General features: G+C 68.4%; 21 protein-coding genes. 10 read left to right on the plus strand and 11 right to left on the minus strand.

Annotation, left to right across the window (positions count from 1 at the left end; genetic code table 11):
• Entirely contained in the window at nt 1-1,116 is a 1,116-nt protein-coding gene (pdhA, locus tag M2317_RS12275) for a pyruvate dehydrogenase (acetyl-transferring) E1 component subunit alpha (protein ID WP_429460532.1), read from the minus strand.
• Between the two features lie 171 nt (nt 1,117-1,287).
• Here pdhA and M2317_RS12280 point away from each other — a divergent pair, with 171 nt between their 5' ends.
• A complete protein-coding gene (locus M2317_RS12280) occupies nt 1,288-1,761 on the plus strand; it encodes an Lrp/AsnC family transcriptional regulator (RefSeq protein WP_429460533.1) in 474 nt (157 codons plus the stop codon).
• Here the strand turns inward: M2317_RS12280 and M2317_RS12285 are convergent.
• Nucleotides 1,733-2,629, minus strand: a complete 897-nt coding sequence (locus tag M2317_RS12285) for an alpha/beta fold hydrolase (RefSeq protein ID WP_429460535.1) — start codon at nt 2,627-2,629, stop codon at nt 1,733-1,735. The two genes, M2317_RS12280 and M2317_RS12285, sit on opposite strands and share 29 nt — an antisense overlap.
• Nucleotides 2,630-2,704: 75 nt before the next feature.
• On the opposite strand from M2317_RS12285, the gene M2317_RS12290 reads away from it, so the two are divergent.
• Together M2317_RS12290 and M2317_RS12295 are read left to right on the plus strand one after the other, a co-directional pair.
• Nucleotides 2,705-3,427, plus strand: coding sequence for a 3'-5' exonuclease (locus M2317_RS12290; protein WP_429460537.1), 723 nt, complete (start codon nt 2,705-2,707; stop codon nt 3,425-3,427).
• A 41-nt stretch (nt 3,428-3,468) separates the two neighbouring features.
• Entirely contained in the window at nt 3,469-3,765 is a 297-nt protein-coding gene (locus M2317_RS12295) for a hypothetical protein (RefSeq protein ID WP_429460539.1), read from the plus strand.
• Nucleotides 3,766-3,829: 64 nt separating this feature from the next.
• Here M2317_RS12295 and M2317_RS12300 read toward each other — a convergent pair whose 3' ends face one another.
• From M2317_RS12300 to glgA, 3 genes are all read right to left on the minus strand, one after another.
• Entirely contained in the window at nt 3,830-4,084 is a 255-nt protein-coding gene (locus tag M2317_RS12300) for a type B 50S ribosomal protein L31 (RefSeq protein WP_179438025.1), read from the minus strand.
• An 86-nt stretch (nt 4,085-4,170) separates the two neighbouring features.
• A complete protein-coding gene (locus M2317_RS12305) occupies nt 4,171-4,953 on the minus strand; it encodes an ABC transporter ATP-binding protein (RefSeq protein ID WP_429460541.1) in 783 nt (260 codons plus the stop codon).
• Between the two features lie 17 nt (nt 4,954-4,970).
• Nucleotides 4,971-6,155, minus strand: coding sequence for a glycogen synthase (glgA, locus tag M2317_RS12310; protein ID WP_429460543.1), 1,185 nt, complete (start codon nt 6,153-6,155; stop codon nt 4,971-4,973).
• A 46-nt stretch (nt 6,156-6,201) separates the two neighbouring features.
• Here glgA and M2317_RS12315 point away from each other — a divergent pair, with 46 nt between their 5' ends.
• From M2317_RS12315 to M2317_RS12325, 3 genes are read left to right on the plus strand one after another with little or no spacing between them, the layout of a single operon-like run.
• Nucleotides 6,202-7,446 (plus strand): glucose-1-phosphate adenylyltransferase, encoded by a 1,245-nt coding sequence (locus M2317_RS12315; RefSeq protein ID WP_429460544.1) that lies wholly within the window; start codon nt 6,202-6,204, stop codon nt 7,444-7,446.
• A 52-nt stretch (nt 7,447-7,498) separates the two neighbouring features.
• A complete protein-coding gene (serB, locus tag M2317_RS12320) occupies nt 7,499-8,134 on the plus strand; it encodes a phosphoserine phosphatase SerB (protein WP_429460545.1) in 636 nt (211 codons plus the stop codon).
• A gap of 33 nt (nt 8,135-8,167) precedes the next feature.
• Nucleotides 8,168-8,866, plus strand: a complete 699-nt coding sequence (locus tag M2317_RS12325) for an alpha/beta fold hydrolase (protein ID WP_429460547.1) — start codon at nt 8,168-8,170, stop codon at nt 8,864-8,866.
• Nucleotides 8,867-8,887: 21 nt separating this feature from the next.
• Here the strand turns inward: M2317_RS12325 and fabG are convergent, their stop codons facing one another.
• On the minus strand, nt 8,888-9,598 hold the full coding sequence (gene fabG / locus M2317_RS12330; protein ID WP_429460549.1) for a 3-oxoacyl-ACP reductase FabG: 711 nt from the start codon (nt 9,596-9,598) through the stop codon (nt 8,888-8,890).
• A 103-nt stretch (nt 9,599-9,701) separates the two neighbouring features.
• Between fabG and M2317_RS12335 the strand changes: the two genes are divergently transcribed.
• The 4 genes from M2317_RS12335 to M2317_RS12350 are packed head-to-tail and all read left to right on the plus strand — an operon-like array spanning nt 9,702 to nt 11,706.
• On the plus strand, nt 9,702-10,310 hold the full coding sequence (locus M2317_RS12335) for a DUF4190 domain-containing protein (protein WP_429460551.1): 609 nt from the start codon (nt 9,702-9,704) through the stop codon (nt 10,308-10,310).
• A 42-nt stretch (nt 10,311-10,352) separates the two neighbouring features.
• Complete coding sequence (locus tag M2317_RS12340; protein WP_429460553.1) at nt 10,353-10,703, plus strand: DUF3099 domain-containing protein; 351 nt, start codon at nt 10,353-10,355, stop codon at nt 10,701-10,703.
• Complete coding sequence (locus M2317_RS12345; protein WP_429460554.1) at nt 10,700-10,894, plus strand: hypothetical protein; 195 nt, start codon at nt 10,700-10,702, stop codon at nt 10,892-10,894. The genes M2317_RS12340 and M2317_RS12345 overlap by 4 nt, the downstream gene beginning before the upstream one ends.
• Nucleotides 10,891-11,706 (plus strand): SURF1 family cytochrome oxidase biogenesis protein, encoded by an 816-nt coding sequence (locus M2317_RS12350; protein ID WP_429460556.1) that lies wholly within the window; start codon nt 10,891-10,893, stop codon nt 11,704-11,706. The genes M2317_RS12345 and M2317_RS12350 overlap by 4 nt, the downstream gene beginning before the upstream one ends.
• 114 nt (nt 11,707-11,820) lie before the next feature.
• Here M2317_RS12350 and M2317_RS12355 read toward each other — a convergent pair whose 3' ends face one another.
• The 5 genes from M2317_RS12355 to M2317_RS12375 form a co-directional block, all read right to left on the minus strand.
• Nucleotides 11,821-12,447, minus strand: a complete 627-nt coding sequence (locus M2317_RS12355) for an HAD family hydrolase (protein ID WP_429460558.1) — start codon at nt 12,445-12,447, stop codon at nt 11,821-11,823.
• A 103-nt stretch (nt 12,448-12,550) separates the two neighbouring features.
• Nucleotides 12,551-14,149 (minus strand): ABC-F family ATP-binding cassette domain-containing protein, encoded by a 1,599-nt coding sequence (locus M2317_RS12360; RefSeq protein WP_429460560.1) that lies wholly within the window; start codon nt 14,147-14,149, stop codon nt 12,551-12,553.
• Between the two features lie 85 nt (nt 14,150-14,234).
• Nucleotides 14,235-14,837: an energy-coupling factor transporter transmembrane component T gene (locus tag M2317_RS12365; RefSeq protein ID WP_429460562.1), complete on the minus strand. Its 603-nt coding sequence runs from the start codon at nt 14,835-14,837 to the stop codon at nt 14,235-14,237.
• Entirely contained in the window at nt 14,834-15,532 is a 699-nt protein-coding gene (locus M2317_RS12370) for an energy-coupling factor ABC transporter ATP-binding protein (protein ID WP_429460564.1), read from the minus strand. Before M2317_RS12370 ends, M2317_RS12365 begins: the two co-directional genes overlap by 4 nt.
• Nucleotides 15,516-16,088, minus strand: coding sequence for a biotin transporter BioY (locus M2317_RS12375; RefSeq protein ID WP_429460566.1), 573 nt, complete (start codon nt 16,086-16,088; stop codon nt 15,516-15,518). Before M2317_RS12375 ends, M2317_RS12370 begins: the two co-directional genes overlap by 17 nt.
• Nucleotides 16,089-16,119: the final 31 nt, after the last annotated feature.

Consider the following 16,119-nt stretch of genomic DNA (forward strand, 5'->3'; position numbering starts at 1 on the left):
TCAGGCCTCCTCGTCGAACGTGCTGAGGTACGCGGCGTAAGCGTCGCGCTCGCGCGCGAGGCCGGTGTGGGGCTCTGCATAGACGCCGTCGAAGACCGCGAGCGGCTGTCGGGTCACCATGCCGATGCATGCCGCGCGCATCTCGCGTGCCGCGGCGTCCGCTTCGGCCTGCACTTCGGCGACCTGCGCCTCATCGAGTTCGCCTCGCGCGGTGAGGAAGGCCTCCAGCCGTGCGATCGGATCGCGCGTGCGCCACGCCTCGAGTTCGGCAGGGTCGCGGTAGCGCGTCGGATCGTCAGCTGTCGTGTGCGGCCCCATCCGGTACGTGACGGCCTCGATGAACGCCGGTCCCTTGCCGCTGCGCGCATGCTCGAGCGCCCAGCGCATGGCGGCCAGACATGCGAGCACGTCGTTGCCGTCGACACGGAGGCTCGGGATGCCGAACGCCGGCGCACGACCGGCGATCGGGAAGCGCGACTGCACGGAGACCGGCTCAGAGATCGCCCAGTGGTTGTTCTGACACACGAACACGGCGGGGACGCCGTAGGACGACGCGAAGATCATGGCCTCGCTGACATCGCCCTGGCTGGTCGCTCCGTCGCCGAAGTACGCCACGGCCACCTCATCCGTGCCATCGCGCTGGATGCCCATGGCGTAGCCGACCGCGTGCAGGCTCTGCGCTCCGATGATGATCTGCATCGGTGCGCAACGCAGCCCGTCGGGGTCGTACGCCGCTCCCTCTTCGCCGCGCCAGGTGCGCACGAAATCGGCGGGTTCGGCACCACGGGCGAGGATGACGCCGGTCTCCCGGTAGCTGGGGAACACGAAGTCCTGCGGAGCGAGCGCCCTGGCGGTGCCGATCTGCGCCGCTTCCTGTCCCTGGCAGGGCGCCCACAGCCCGAGTTGCCCCTGACGCTGCAGTGCGAATCCCTCGGCGTCGATCCGGCGCAGCACGACCATGTCGCGGTGGAGCGCTCGAAGCTGCGCTGCATCGACGTCCGCGACGAACGGGTCCAGATCGGGGTGCGTCAGGCGCGTGCCATCCGGCGCTATCAGACGCTCGACGAGGTCCAGATCCTGAGCGGTATCGGTGATCGGAGTGGTCTGCGGTGACATCTTAGTCCTCCTCGGTCGCGTCGCCCCTTGTGGGGGCGCTGCTGCACGGCGCCGACATCGTCATCGGCTGGTTCGAGGCTACGTCCGCTGATCACGTCGCTCAAGCATTTCCGCGCACATTGAGCATGTTGCGTAGTCGCGGACATCGAGCTGGTGCTACGGTTTGGCACTATGTCAACCCTCGATCGCATCGACCTCGAGCTCCTGACAGCGCTCGCGGAGGACCCGCGCGCCACGATCGTCGCGCTCGCGGAACGGCTCGGACTCTCGCGCAACACGATCCAGGCGCGCATGGCCAGGCTCGAGCAGACCGGGGTGCTGCTGTCCTACGAACGCGCATACTCCCCCGAGGTCCTCGGGTTCCCGCTGCAGGCGTTCATCAGCATCGGCCTGCGTCAGACCGAGTTGCCGCGGATCACGGCTGAACTCGCCCGGATCCCGGAGATCCTCCAGGTGCACGGGCTGAGCGGGTCCATCGATCTGCTCGCCAGCGTGGCCTGCCGTGATGCACGTCACCTGTTCGACACGGACGCCCGCATCCTCTCCATCGAAGGAGTCGAGCGCACCGAGACGTCCCTCGCGATGGGCGAGGTGATCCCCTACCGGGTCGCGGGGCTCATCGGGCTCGCCCGACGGGAAGCCTGAGGAAGCGCCGGATCGCGCCGGCCGCCTCGGCCGGCGTCTCGTAGTGGATCAGATGACCGACGTCGGCGATCTCCACGATCTCGGCATCCGGGAAGCGCGTCGCGAGCAGCCGCTCGGCTTCGATCGGCGTGATGTCGTCCTGCTGCGCCGCGATGAGCAGCGTCGGCACCGCGATCCGCGGCGCGAACTCTCGGACGTCGTGCGAAACGCTGGCGACGAAGGCGTCCTTGAGCACGTCACGGTCCGCGAAGCGCGAGAAGTAGGTGTCGTGCTGCTCGTGGATGAAGCGCCGCAGTTCGGGATCCCGCGTCTTCGCCATCGTGATGCTCATGACGCGGACGATCAGGCCGTTGCGCAGCAGAGCGGTGCCGAGCCGAGCCGGCAGCCACGCCCCCAGCGCGTAGTACAGCACGGCCAGGCGCGTCATGACGCCCTTGGGCCCCTCGAGCGCCGGCGCGCCGATCGGGTTGATCAGGATCAATCGAGGAGTGTCCAAGCCGCGGGCGACGGCGGCCGAAGCGACGATCGAGCCGAAGGAGTGGCCGAGGATCACCGCGCCGGGCGCGACCCGTTCGGCGAACTCGGTCAGCCAATCGGCATACCGATCGAGATCATGCCGAGCGCCGGGCAGCGGTGCGGTCTCGCCGAAACCCGGCAGGTCGGGTGAGATCACGTGGAGATCGGGCAGATAGGCCAGCACGGGCTCGAGACCGTGATGATCACCGCGGAATCCGTGGACGGCGATCACGCTCGGCCCCTCGTCACCCGGGTTCCCGTACTCCCAGTACGCGGTCGTGCCGCCACCGACCTCGACCTCTCGGCGCCGAACCGGCAGCGTGTTCAGTCGGTCGGCGTAGGGCGAAGGCATGCGTTCGAGTCTACGGGCGCGGCGCAGCGGAGTGCCTGCGCGGCGATGTCGGAGCCTCGATCTAGCGTGAAGGTCATGACCGATGAGACCACGCTTCCCGACTGGCTCACCCGCGTCGGCGTCTTCGACCTCGAGACCACGGGTGTCGACGTCCGCACCGACCGCATCGTCACCGCTCATGTCGGCGTCCTGGACGCGAAGGGACGCCAGATCGCCGCCCGCTCGTGGATCGCCGACCCGGGCATCCCGATCCCCGACGGCGCGGCGGCGATCCACGGCTTCACGACCGAGCGCGTCCGGTACGAGGGGCGCCCGCCCGCCGAGGTCGTCGCGGAGATCACCCGGTCGCTGCGCGCGCTCCTCGCACAGGGCATCCCGGTCGTCGCCTACAACGCGTCGTACGACTTCTCACTGCTGTTCCACGAGTGCCTGCGCCACGGCATCGAGCCGCTGCAGGATCCGTCTCCCGTGATCGATCCGCTCGTGATCGACAAGGCCGTCGATCGGTACCGCCGCGGCAAGCGGACGCTCGAGGTCGTCGCCGAGCACTACGCGGTGACGCTCGACGCCGCGCACGAGGCATCCGCGGATGCGATCGCCGCCGGCCGCGTCGCGCAGGCGCTCGCGCTCCGGTTCGACCTTCCGCCGTCCGCAACCGAGCTGCACACCCGCCAGATCGGCTGGGCGCGGACGCAGGCCGAGAGCCTCACGGAGTACTTCATCAGCATCGGACGCATCGACCCCGAGGAGACCATCGACGGCACCTGGCCCGTCAGGGATCGCGCGGACTCCGCCTGAGGGTGGATGCCGCCGGGGTGCATTCTGCTTAGGCTCGGAGTGTGAACGACGTCATGGGCTGGCTGACCATCGCGGTGGTGTTCGGGATGATCCCGGTGCTGCTGTTCACAGGCATGCGACATGTGTTCTCGCGCAAGCCGATCGAAGAGAAGTATCAGGGCATGGCAAGCGGCGGCCTCGTGGGCGTGTTCGATGCCGTCTGGTCTCCGAGCGCCCATGAGGCGAGCCAGGAGAGGGATCGCCAGCAGCGGGCGTCGATCCCGGCACCGACACCGGACAAGGGCCCGGGTGTGATGGGCGCGGACGGACGCATCGTCATCGAGGTCGACGACGAGTGAGCGACGCAGACGACGAAGGTCCCGGCTCCACCGGAGCCGGGACCTTCGTGAAGCGGGTGGCTGCTTACTTGCTGCCGCCGAAGCCCTTGAAGCGCTGGTTGAACTTCTCGACGCGACCGGCCGAGTCCATGATGCGCTGCTTGCCCGTGTAGAACGGGTGCGAGGCCGAGGAGATCTCGACGTCGATGACGGGGTACTCCACGCCGTCCAGCTCGATCGTCTTGTCGCTCGAAACCGTCGAACGTGTCAGGAACGTCTCGCCCGAGCCGAGGTCGCGGAACACGACTGCCTGGTAGTCGGGGTGAATGTCAGTCTTCATGGGATTCCTTACGTGGCGCCCTGGATTGTGCCAGGGACGAGGGAAGTCTGTCGGTGCAGATTGCACCGAGGATCGAGTTTAGCAGATCACGCCGCGCGTGCCGCGTACCGGCCGGCGTCCGCGGTCAGGACGATCGGCAGGCCGAACGTCTCGGTCAGCGTCTCGGAGGTGAGCGCCTGAGCGATCGGCCCCTGTGCAACGACGGCGCCGTCGCGCACGAGCAGCGAGTGCGTGAAGCCGACCGGGATCTCCTCGACATGGTGCGTGACCATGACCATCGCGGGTGTGGTGGGCGACGACGCATAACCGCTCAGCAGTGCCAGAAGCTCCTCGCGGGAGCCGAGATCCAGCGACGCCGTCGGCTCGTCCAGGAGCAGCAGCTCCGGATCCGTCATGACCGCGCGTGCGATCTGAACGCGCTTCTGCTCGCCGTCGCTCAGCGACCCGAACAGCCGATCGGCCAGGTGATCGAGCTTCCACTCCCCCAGGACCCGCAGCGCGCGCCGCTCGTCGATGTTCTCGTACTGCTCGTTCCAGCGACCCATCACGGAGTACGCGGCCGTGAGCACCGAGTTGAGCACGGTCTCGTCGCGCGGAATGCGCTTGGCCATCGCCGTCGACGCGAAGCCGATCCGCGGACGCACCTCGAACACATCGCTTCGGCCGAGCGTCTCACCCAGCACCGTCACGGTGCCGGACGTGGGGTGCAGCAGGGTGTCGGCCAGTTGCAGCAGCGTGGTCTTGCCCGCTCCGTTCGGACCGAGCACCGCCCAACGCTCGTCATCTGCGACCTGCCAGGTCACATGATCGACGATGTTCCGCCCATCGCGGCGCACGACGACATCGGTGAGATCCAGGGCACTCGGCATGTCCTCAGCCTAACGGCTCAGCCGGCGAGCTCCCGGTAGAGCTCGCGCGTGGTGTCGGCAATCGCCTCCCAACTGAACTGCGTGCGCGCCCTCTCACGACCCGCTGCGCCGTACTCCCTGGCGCGGTGCGGATCGCCGACGACCTCGGTGAGCACAGCGGCGAGATCCGAGACGTAACGGTCGGGATCCACCGGCGTCCCCGTGCCGTCCTGGACCTGCTCGATCGGCACCAGCCGGCCCGTGACGGAGTCGTCCACGACTTCGGGGATCCCACCGGTCGCTGTGCCGACGACGGCGGCGCCGCACGCCATCGCCTCGAGGTTCACGATCCCGAGCGGTTCATAGACCGACGGGCAGACGAAGGCCGTCGCCGCGGTGAGGATGGCGGAGAGCTCGGCGCGCGGCAGCATCCGCTCGATCCAGATCACGCCATCCCGGCTCTGCTGGAGCAGCCGTACCCCCTCCTGCACCTCGGCCATGATCTCCGGGGTGTCCGGCGCGCCGGCGCAGAGCACGATCTGCACCTCCGGCGGAAGCTCGGCGACGGCCCGCAGCAGATACGGCAGGCCCTTCTGACGCGTGATGCGGCCGACGAAGACGACGGACGGCCGCCCCGGATCCATCCCGATGCTCGCGAGGAATCCGGGATCGGAGACCGGATGCCACTGGTCGACGTCGATGCCGTTGTGGATCACGCGCACGCGCGCCGGATCCACCTGCGGGTAGCTGCGCAGGATGTCGGCGCGCATGCCCGCGCTGACGGCGACGATGGCCGCGGCGTTCTCATAGGCGAGCCGCTCGATCCCGCTGGACACGGCGTAGCCGCCGCCGAGCTGCTCGGCCTTCCACGGACGCAGCGGCTCGAGACTGTGCGCCGTCAGCACGTGCGGGACGCCGTGCAGCTGAGACGCGATGTGACCGGCGAAGTTCGCATACCAGGTGTGCGAATGCACGAGGTCTGCTCCGGCGATGTCTCCGACCATGCTCAGATCGGTCCCCAGCGTCTGGATCGCCGGGTTCGCATCGGCCAGTCCGGGGGGCGTGCGGTAGGAGGTCACACCGCTCTCGGACCGGTCGGCGCCGAACGCGCGGACCTCCACATCGATGCTGCGACGCAGCGCGGTTACGAGCTCGGTGACATGGACACCTGCCCCTCCGTAGATCTCCGGCGGGTATTCCTTCGTGATCATGTCGACGCGCATGTCTGAAACGTAGTACAGCGCGGCCCCGTGCATCTATGGTTGAGCCATGGCGGCTCCAAAGAAGGTCTTCGGCATCATCCTCGCCGGCGGTGAGGGCAAGCGGCTCATGCCTCTCACGGCGGATCGGGCGAAACCCGCGGTGCCGTTCGGAGGGCAGTATCGACTCATCGACTTCGCCATCTCCAATCTGATCAACTCGGGGCTGAGACAGGTCGTCGTGCTGACCCAGTACAAGTCGCACAGCCTCGACAGGCACATCTCGCAGATCTGGCGGATGTCGGCTCTGCTCGACTCCTACGTGACATCGGTGCCGGCTCAGCAGCGGCTGGGCAAGCGATGGTTCTCCGGCTCCGCCGACGCGATCCTGCAGAGCCTCAACCTCGTCAACGACGAGAAGCCCGACATCGTCGTCGTGATCGGCGCCGACCACGTCTACCGGATGGATTTCCAGCAGATGCTCGACGCCCATATCGCGTCGGGTGCGAAGGCGACGGTCGCCGGCATCCGCCAGCCGCTCGCGCTGGCGAATCAGTTCGGTGTCATCGACGCGGATCCGGACGGCTCAGGACTCATCAGGGACTTCCTGGAGAAGCCGACGGATGCCGAGGGCCTCGCCGACTCCCCGCACGAAGTGCTGGTGTCGATGGGCAACTACATCTTCGACACCGATGCCCTCATCGCGGCGGTCGAGGCGGACGGCGAGCTGCCGACCTCCGGTCACGATATGGGCGGCGACATCATCCCCTACTTCGTGAACCGCGGCGAAGCCGGGTACTACGACATGAAGCAGAACGACGTCCCCGGGTCCTCGCCACGGGATCGGGCGTACTGGCGCGACGTCGGAACCATCGACTCGTACTTCGACGCGCACATGGACCTGATCTCCACGCTTCCGGTGTTCAACCTCTACAACACGGCGTGGCCGATTCGCACGCAGAGCGTGAACGCTCCGCCCGCCAAGTTCGTCCGCGATGCTGTGGGCCGGATCGGCAACGCGATCGATTCGATCGTGTCACTGGGCTCCGTCCTGTCCGGCACGCACCTGGAACGCAGCATCGTCGGTCCGGGAACACTGGCCGGTGGCGGGTCGACCATCACGGATTCGGTGCTGCTCGACCACGTGCGTGTGGGCCAGGGCGCCCGCATCCATCGTGCAGTCCTGGACAAGAACGTGTTCCTCGAGGACGGAGCAACGGTCGGCGTCGACCGCGAACGCGATCTGGCTCGCGGGTTCACGGTCACGGATTCCGGGATCACCGTGGTCGGCAAGGGGATCCACATCGACCGCTGAGTCGAGGTGACGCCGAACGGGCAGCTCTCTGTCGTGCCCTAGGCTTTCACGCGTGAGTTCCGCGCGCTTCCTCGTCGTCCTCGACGCTGATTCCACCCTCATCCGCAACGAGGTGATCGAGCTTCTCGCCGACGAAGCCGGCCGCCGCGACGAGGTTCAGGCCGCCACTGAGGCCGCCATGCGCGGCGAGGTGGACTTCGCCGCGAGCCTCCGCTCACGCGTGCAGGCCCTGACGGGTGTGCCCACCTCGGCGTTCGAGCGCGTCCGCGCGCGCATCGAGCCGACACCGGGTGTGCGCGAACTGACCGCGGCGGTGCACGAACGCGGTGGCATCGTCGGCGTCGTCTCCGGCGGCTTCCACGAGATCCTCGACCACATCGCTCCTGCGCTCGGCGTCGATCGTTGGCGAGCCAATCGGCTCGAGGTCGGCGACGACGCTCTGACGGGGCGCGTCGACGGCGAGATCGTCGACGGCGACGCGAAGGCCGCTTCGCTGCTGCAGTGGGCGGATGAGCTGGGCGTGCGCGACCGGTCGACGATCGCCATCGGCGACGGCGCGAACGACCTGCGGATGATGTCCGTCGCCGGCCTCGGCCTGGCGTTCAACGCGAAACCGGCCGTGCGCGAACGTGCCAGCCTCGTGGTCGGACCGGTCGATCTGCGCGAGGTCATCCCGCTGCTCCCCTAGCGTCGTGTCGGAGGCCCCGGCTACCGTCGAGCCATGGACATCATCCTGGTACCCGGACTCTGGCTGGACGCATCGTCGTGGGACGAAGTGACGCCCGCTCTCGTCGATGCGGGCCACCGCGTGCATCCTCTGACGATGCCGGGCCTCGGTGAACCGGTTGCCGGGTCCGGCGACATCGGCATCGCGGACTGGGTGAACGCCGTGGTCGAGCGGATCGATGAGCTCACCGGCCCTGTCGTGCTCGTCGGGCACTCCGGTGGAGGCAATGTCGTCTGGGGTGCCGCGGATGCGCGACCGGACCGCGTCGCGCGCGTCGTCTTCGTCGACACCGCCCCGCCTGCCCCGGGCTTCGGCATCTCGGAGTTCGAACTCGTCGACGGCGTCATCCCGTTCCCTGGTTGGGACTTCTTCCCCGACGAGGACGTGTTCGATCTCACTCCAGAGATCCGCGAGAGGACGGCACCGACGACGATGAGCGTGCCCGCACGGGTCCCCACCGATCCGATCTCGCTCTCGGGCGACCGCCGGCGCGTTCCCATCACGCTCCTGATGGGAACGATGGATCAGCAGGCCCTCGAGGCCGCCCTGTCCGCATGGCCGCCATTCGCCGCAGAGTACGCGGCGATCGTCGACAAGACGGTGATCCGCATCGGGTCCGCGCACTGGCCGCAGTTCAGCGTTCCCGACAGGCTCGCTCAGCTGATCCTGGATGCCGTGGCCGAAGCATCCTGAAACAGGCGACGAACTCTGTCGTCAGTGCCCCATGCCGAGGCCGCCGTCGACGGGGATGACCGCGCCGGAGATGTAGGCCGCGTCATCACCGGCGAGCCAGGTCACGACTCCGGCGACCTCATCGGCCGTCGCGAAGCGGCCGGCGGGAATGTTCGCCTTGTACTGCTTCTGCGTCTCCTCGGGCAGTTCCGCCGTCATGTCCGTCTCGATGAAACCCGGTGCCACGACGTTCGCGGTGATCCCCCGTCCGCCGAGTTCGCGGGTGAGCGAGCGCGCGAAGCCGACGAGCGCGCTCTTGGAGGCCGCGTAGTTGATCTGACCGGCCGACCCGTAGAGTCCGACGACGCTGGAGATCAGGATGACGCGACCGAAGCGGGCGCGGAGCATTCCCTTGGATGCGCGCTTGACGACGCGGAACGAACCGCCCAGGTTCGTCGAGATCACGCTGTCGAAGTCGTCCTCGCTCATACGCAGCAGGAGGGTGTCCTTCGTGATGCCGGCGTTCGCGACGACGACCTCGATCGGCCCGAGCGCGTTCTCGACTTCGGTGAAGGCGGCGTCGACGGCCGCGGCATCCGTCACATCGGCGCGGACCGTGAGGGTCCCCTCCGGCCCTTCTCCGCTGCGGGCGGTGACCGCGACGCGATAGCCGTCGCGGACGAAGCGCTCGGCGATGGCGCGTCCGATGCCGCGGTTTCCTCCGGTGACCAGGACGACGCGTCCTTCGCTCATGTGTCAGCACTCCCGCTCGATCGATTTCCGGCGTGGCAATCCTATCGGGGCGTTTGACAGTGCCAGACGCGCCTGGGAACCTGTCTCTGACGAAAGGCACACCGTGAGCGACAACAGCATCCCCACTCCGCCTCCTGCACCGGGGACGCCTCCGCAGGCCGACCGTTCCGGTGCTGCACCGGCGGGTCAGCCGGCGATTCCCGCCGCTCCCGCATCGCCGCCGTACGCCGCGCAGACGCCCATCGCGCCGTCCGCGTACTCTCAGCCCGCACCGACCGGATACGGCCAGCCCGCACCTGTCGGCCAGCCCGCACCTGTCGGCCAACCTGCTCCGGGTGCCGCCGTGTATCCCGTCGCCGGCTATCCCGCCGCCGGGTACGCCCCGGGCTACGGCGCACCGGTGTACGCGCCGCGTCCGAACAACGGCGTCGCGGTCGCGGCCATGGTGTGCGGCATCGTCGGCATCGTCTTCGGCTGGGCGACATTCTTCATCGTGATCCCGGTGCTGGTCTCGGTCGCCGCCGTCATCCTCGGGCACGTCGCGTTGTCACAGCTCAAGAAGACGCCGACGGTCGGCGGGCGCGGAATGGCCATCACCGGTCTCGTGCTCGGCTACATCCCGATCGCGCTGACGGTGATCCTCCTCATCGTCGCCGTCATCGCCGCCGTGACGTTCGGAGCCTTCACGCTCCCGTTCATCTGGAACTCCTGACGGGCATCCTCAACGCCGCATGCGGCGTAGGCTGGATGCATAGTGAAACGCTCCCGTGACGCCGCATCCGTCACCTCGCTTCCGCAGGCGCCGAAGGTCGAGGCTGACTCGCGCACGCGCCGCTACCTGATCTCGATGAGCATCCGCATGGTGTGCTTCGCGCTCACCCTGTTCGTGACGCCGTACGGCTGGTACACCTGGGTGTTCGCGATCGCCGCGGCCGTCCTGCCGTACATCGCCGTGGTCGGCGCGAATGCCGGCAGCGACAGCACAGTGACGCGCGCCGAATCGCCGCAGCAGGCTCTGGACGCGCCCTCGGTCGCGCCGGACGTCGAATCAGACCGTCCGACGATCATCCGCATCGCTGAGCACGGCCGGACCAGCGAGTCGTGACGGATCTCGAATGCTCCCGTGCCGGATGCCGCCTCACCGCGACCCATCAGGTCGTGTGGCGCAATCCGCGGATCCACGCTGCGGACCGCGAGAAGATCTGGCTCGCCTGCGATGAGCACGTCGGCTACTTGAGCGAGTATCTGCGCGCCCGTGACTTCCCGGTGCTGGTGCGGAAAGGTGTTCCGGAGTGAGCAATCGGTTCGTGCGCTGGAGCATCTACGTCGTCGTCGCGATCGGTTTCGCCGTGGCGTGCGCCTTCCTTTCCCATTGGCAGTTCGATCGAAGTGAGAGCCGCAGCGCCGAGCTGGCACTCATCGAGCGCAACTACGACGCCGATCCGGTGCCGTTCGCCGATGTCGTCGGGACGGACGATGCACTCGCCGCCGACGACGAGTGGCGTCCGGTGTCCCTCGAGGGCGAGTATCTGGCCGATCAGCAGACGCTCGTGCGCAACCGTCCGCACGGCGGTACGAGCGCCTTCGAGGTGCTCGTACCGTTCCGCGACAGCGACGGACGAATCGTCATCATCGACCGCGGGTGGGTGCCCCCGGGCGAGGGCGAGTCACCCGATTCCGTTCCGGCTCCGCCGCAGGGCGAGGTCGAGGTCGTCGTGCGACTGCGCCCCACTGAGGCGCTGCCGTCGTCCGGCCGCGGTGCACCGGAGGGGCAGGTCCCGACGATCCACGTGCCCACGATCGCGGAGCGGCTCTCGGAGAACAACGTCGTCACGCAGGTCTACGGCCAGCTCGTGAGCGAGTCGCCGGACGCCGAGCCCCTCGGCGGGTTCGACCGGCCGACGGCCGACCCAGGGATGAACTTCTCCTACGCGATCCAGTGGATCCTGTTCGCGATCATGGGCTTCGTCTTCATCGCCTACATCATCCGTACCGAGATCACGAAGCACCGTGAAGAGGCCGAGGGCCGACCGACCGCGCCGAGGAAGGTCCGCCGCCGCGACAGCGACGCGGATGCCGAGGACGAACTGCTCGACGCCGCCCGCTGACCGCACGCGGCGTCGACGCATCGGTGCGTCCGGACCGCGCTGCGTCGGAGAATTCCCGTGCGTCGGATCCGGATGTCGCAGAGCAGGGACGTCTCCGGATCCCCGTCCGGCCGCTCAGATCACATCGAGCAGCTCGGACAGCGCGCCGATCCGATCGGGAGCGTCCAGGTGCTGATGTCCGCCCGCGAAGTGGACGAACCGCGCGCCCAGACGCTCGGCGATCTCCTGATCGTGGTTGGTGTCGCCGATCAGCAGGATGCGCTCCGGCTCGACCCCCGAGTCGTGCACCCATTCGGCGATCACGGCATCCTTCGATGCGGCGTGGGCGTCGCCGATGCCCAGCACATCCTCGAAGCTGTCGGCGAGAGCGTGCGGACGCATCTGGTCGGCGAGGACGTCCGACAGCGTCGCCGACGCGAGAACCTGCCGCACGCCCCTGTCGGCGATGCCCGCCACCGTCGACAGGGCGTCGACGTGCAACCGGGCCGCGGCGATCCGGTCGGGCAGGAGGGCGAGGTACTCGTCCGCAGCATCCGGGAACTCCGCACCGTCGATGCCGACCGAGGCGTAGAAGTCCCGAATCGGAAAGCAGAACCTTGTGCGGTAGGCCGCGATCGAGCCGATCGGATCCCGCCCGCGTCGGACGAGCACGTCGTTCATCGTGCGCAGGCAGATCTCGGCGTCGTCGAGAAGCGTCCCGTTCCAGTCCCAGCAGACGACGTCGATCGCACGATCACTCATCCCTCGACGATAGCGGCGGCATCCGACGTCGCCTCGGCCGTGCCACGTCCGACCGAAGGGACATCTTCGGCGCAGTCGCGCCGACAGCAGACCGCTCGCAGGCTCAGGCGAGCTCGATGAGGTCCTGATACTCCTGGTTCCAGATGTCCTCGACGCCGTCCGGCAGGATCAGCACCCGCTCGGGGTTCAGCGACTGCACGGCCCCTGGGTCGTGCGAGACGAGCACCACGGCGCCCTCGTAGTGCGCGAGCGCATCGAGGATCTCCTCGCGCGACGCCGGATCGAGGTTGTTCGTCGGCTCGTCGAGCAGGAGCAGGTTCGCGGAGGACACCACGAGCGTCGCGAGCGACAGACGCGTCTTCTCGCCACCCGAGAGGACACCGGCCGGCTTGAGCACGTCGTCGCCGGTGAACAGGAACGACCCGAGCACCCTGCGCGCTTCGGTCTCGGTGATGTGCGGAGCCGCCGAGACCATGTTCTCCAGCACCGAGCGGGAGACGTCGAGGTTCTCGTGCTCCTGCGCGTAGTAGCCCACCTTCAGACCGTGACCGGGCTCGAGCTGGCCGGTGTCCGGCTGGTCGACGCCGGCGAGCATGCGCAGCAGCGTGGTCTTGCCCGCACCGTTGAGCCCGAGCACGACCACCTTGGATCCGCGATCGATCGCGAGGTCGACGTCGGTGAAGATCTCCAGTGATCCGTAGGACTTGGACAGCCCCGAGGCCATCAGCGGCGTCTTTCCGCACGGCGCGGGCTTCGGGAACCGCAGCTTCGCGACACGGTCGACCTGACGGACGTCATCGAGACCGGCGAGCAGCTTCTCGGCGCGCGCGACCATCTGGTGCGCAGCCGCGGCCTTGGAGGCCTTCGCACCGAAGCGAGCGGCCTGCTGCTGCAGCGTGGTCGCCTTCTTCTCGGCGTTGGCGCGCTCCTTCTTGCGGCGCTCCTCATCGGCGGCGCGCTGGCGCAGATAGTTCTTCCAGTTCATGTTGTACGCATCGATGACCTGGCGGTTCGCGTCCAGGTAGAACACGCGGTTCACTGTCTCACCGACGAGCTCGACGTCGTGGCTGATCACGATCAGCCCGCCCTTGTAGTTCTTGAGGAACTCGCGCAGCCACACCACGCTGTCGGCATCGAGGTGGTTGGTGGGCTCGTCGAGGATCATGGTCTCGGCATCCGAGAACAGGATGCGGGCCAGCTCGATGCGACGGCGCTGACCACCGGAGAGCGTCTTTAGCGGCTGGTCGAGGATGCGGTCCGGCAATGACAGGTTGTTCGCGATCGACGCGGCCTCCGCTTCGGCCGCGTACCCGCCCTGTCCCTCGAACTGCTCGGTGAGCCTGGCGTACTTCTTCATGGCCTTCTCGGCCACGGCCGGGTCGTCCGAGCCCATCGCGACGGTCGCCTCGGCCATGCCGAGCGCGAGCGAGCCGAGGCCGCGCGCGTCGAGGATGCGGGTGCGTGCGAGCATCTCCGGGTCGCCGGATCGGGGATCCTGCGGCAGGTACCCGAGCTCGCCCGAGCGCGTGACGCTGCCGCCGGAGGGCAGCACGTCACCGGCGAGGACCTTGGTCAGCGTGGTCTTGCCCGCACCGTTGCGGCCGACGAGGCCGATCTTGTCGCCGTCGGATACGCGGAACGACACGTTCTCCATCAGCAGGCGCGCGCCAACGCGGATCTCGAGTTCGTGCACGGCAAGCACAGCGGACGTCCGTTTCGTCAGGGGGTGGATGCGGCCGGAAAGGGGCCAGCCTCCCAGTATAGATCGGGCACGCTGGGTGCTCCCCCTATCCGGGCTGCACCAGTCCCCGCGCGGCCAGTGCGTCCCCGACGTCGTCGGCATGCCGCAGCGCCATGACGAACAGCGGCACGGCCGAGCGGATGCCGAGGCGGACGCCGCGCGCCTGCTGCGCCTCGCGCACCCGTCCGGCGAACCCCGCCACCACCGGGACCATCGTGATCGTCAACGACACGGTCATGGCCACGGCATCCGGATCGACCCCGAAGCGCGCCAGCGGCCGCAGCATCCGATGCAGCACGTCCAGCAGGTCGCCCATCGGCGTCGTGAGCGTGAGAAGTCCTGCCAGCAGAATGAGGGCGACGACGCGCCCCGTGTTGATCAGCGCCGCGTGCGGCGAGGTGAACACGAGCAGCAGGCCGCCGAGTACCAGGATCATCCACCTCAACTGCCGCACCTGAGCGGCGAGCACGCGAAGCGGCAATCGCGCGGCCGCATGCAGAACGACGACGATGCCCAAGGCGACCATGATGCTCGCGACGTCGTGCGGGTACAGCGACAGGGCGAGGGCGCACAGGGCGAGGCAGGCGAGCTTCGCGGCGGCCGGTGCACGATGAAGCGCGCTCGTGCCGGGCAGGTACAGGGGCTTCATGCGCGCACCCGTCGGTACGTGCGGATGAGGTCGGCGGGGTCACCGGCATCCGCGAGGCGTCCGTCCTCGAACAGCACGGCGGTGTCGCACCGCGCTGCGAGCTCGAGATCGTGCGTCACGAGCACGACCTGCGCCTGGAGTGCCAGCAGCAGGTCGCCGATCCGTCTCGCGTTGTGCAGGTCCAGCAGCGTGGTCGGCTCGTCGGCGACGATCAGCTCCGGATCCGTGATGAGCACCGAGGCGAGCGCCAGCATCTGCTTCTGCCCGCCGGACAGAGCGGATGCCGGCATGTCGGCGTGTCCGGCGAGACCGTGCTCGGCGAGCGTCCGCGCGACTCGCGTCTCGATCTCCCGCCTGTCGCGTCCGCGCAACGACAGAGCGAGATCCTCCGCGGGCGTCGGCATCAGGATCTGCGCGTCCGGATTCGTGAAGACGAATCCGACCCGGCGGCGCAGGTCCGTGCGATCCCGGACGGCGTCGAGTCCGAGCACGCGCACGCGACCCGTCGTCGGTTCGACCAGGCCGTTCAGCAGGCGCGCGAAGGTCGACTTCCCCGAGCCGTTCGCTCCGATGACCGCGATCCGAGAGGCGGTCAGCGACACGTCGACATCGGAAAGCACCGGTCGACCATCGATCTCGACCGAGACCGCCTGCAGGTCGATGCCGGCGAGCCGCGTGTCAGACCGCTCGTGCACGAGCACGCACGCCGAAAGCGGGCGGGTAGGCGCGGCGCAGCGCGAGCGTCAGCGCAGTCGCCGCAACCGCCTTGATCAGATCGCCGGGCAGGAAGACCAGGCTGGACAGCGCGGTCGGTCCCAGTCCCAGCCCCGTCACGGCTGCCTGCACGGGGACGCCGATCAGATACACCGCGCCGATGCCGCCGACGACGGTTGCGCATCCGGTGCGCCACCATGTGATCCTGCCGCTGTGCGCGATGAGACCGGTGACGAACGCACCGGCGATCCAGCCGATCAGGTACCCGGCGCTCGGACCGGCGAACGCGGCGATCCCGCCGTGCCCTCCGGCGAGGACCGGCAGCCCGATCGCGGCCAGCACGAGGACCAGCAGCACGGCCGATGGCCCGCGGCGCGGACCCAGGACGGTGCCGGCGAGCATGACTCCCAGCGTCTGGCCGGTGATGGGGACGCCGGTGGGCAGCGGGATCGTCACCATGCCCAGCGCGATGATGAGCGCCGCGAAGATCGCGATGCGGGCCAGGTCGCGACCGAGGTCGCTGCGTTTCTCGGACATGGTGGTTCTCCTCGAGTTTCCTGAACAGTGT

The sequence above is a fragment of the Microbacterium sp. ZKA21 genome, assembly GCF_050434165.1.
GTDB lineage: Bacteria > Actinomycetota > Actinomycetes > Actinomycetales > Microbacteriaceae > Microbacterium.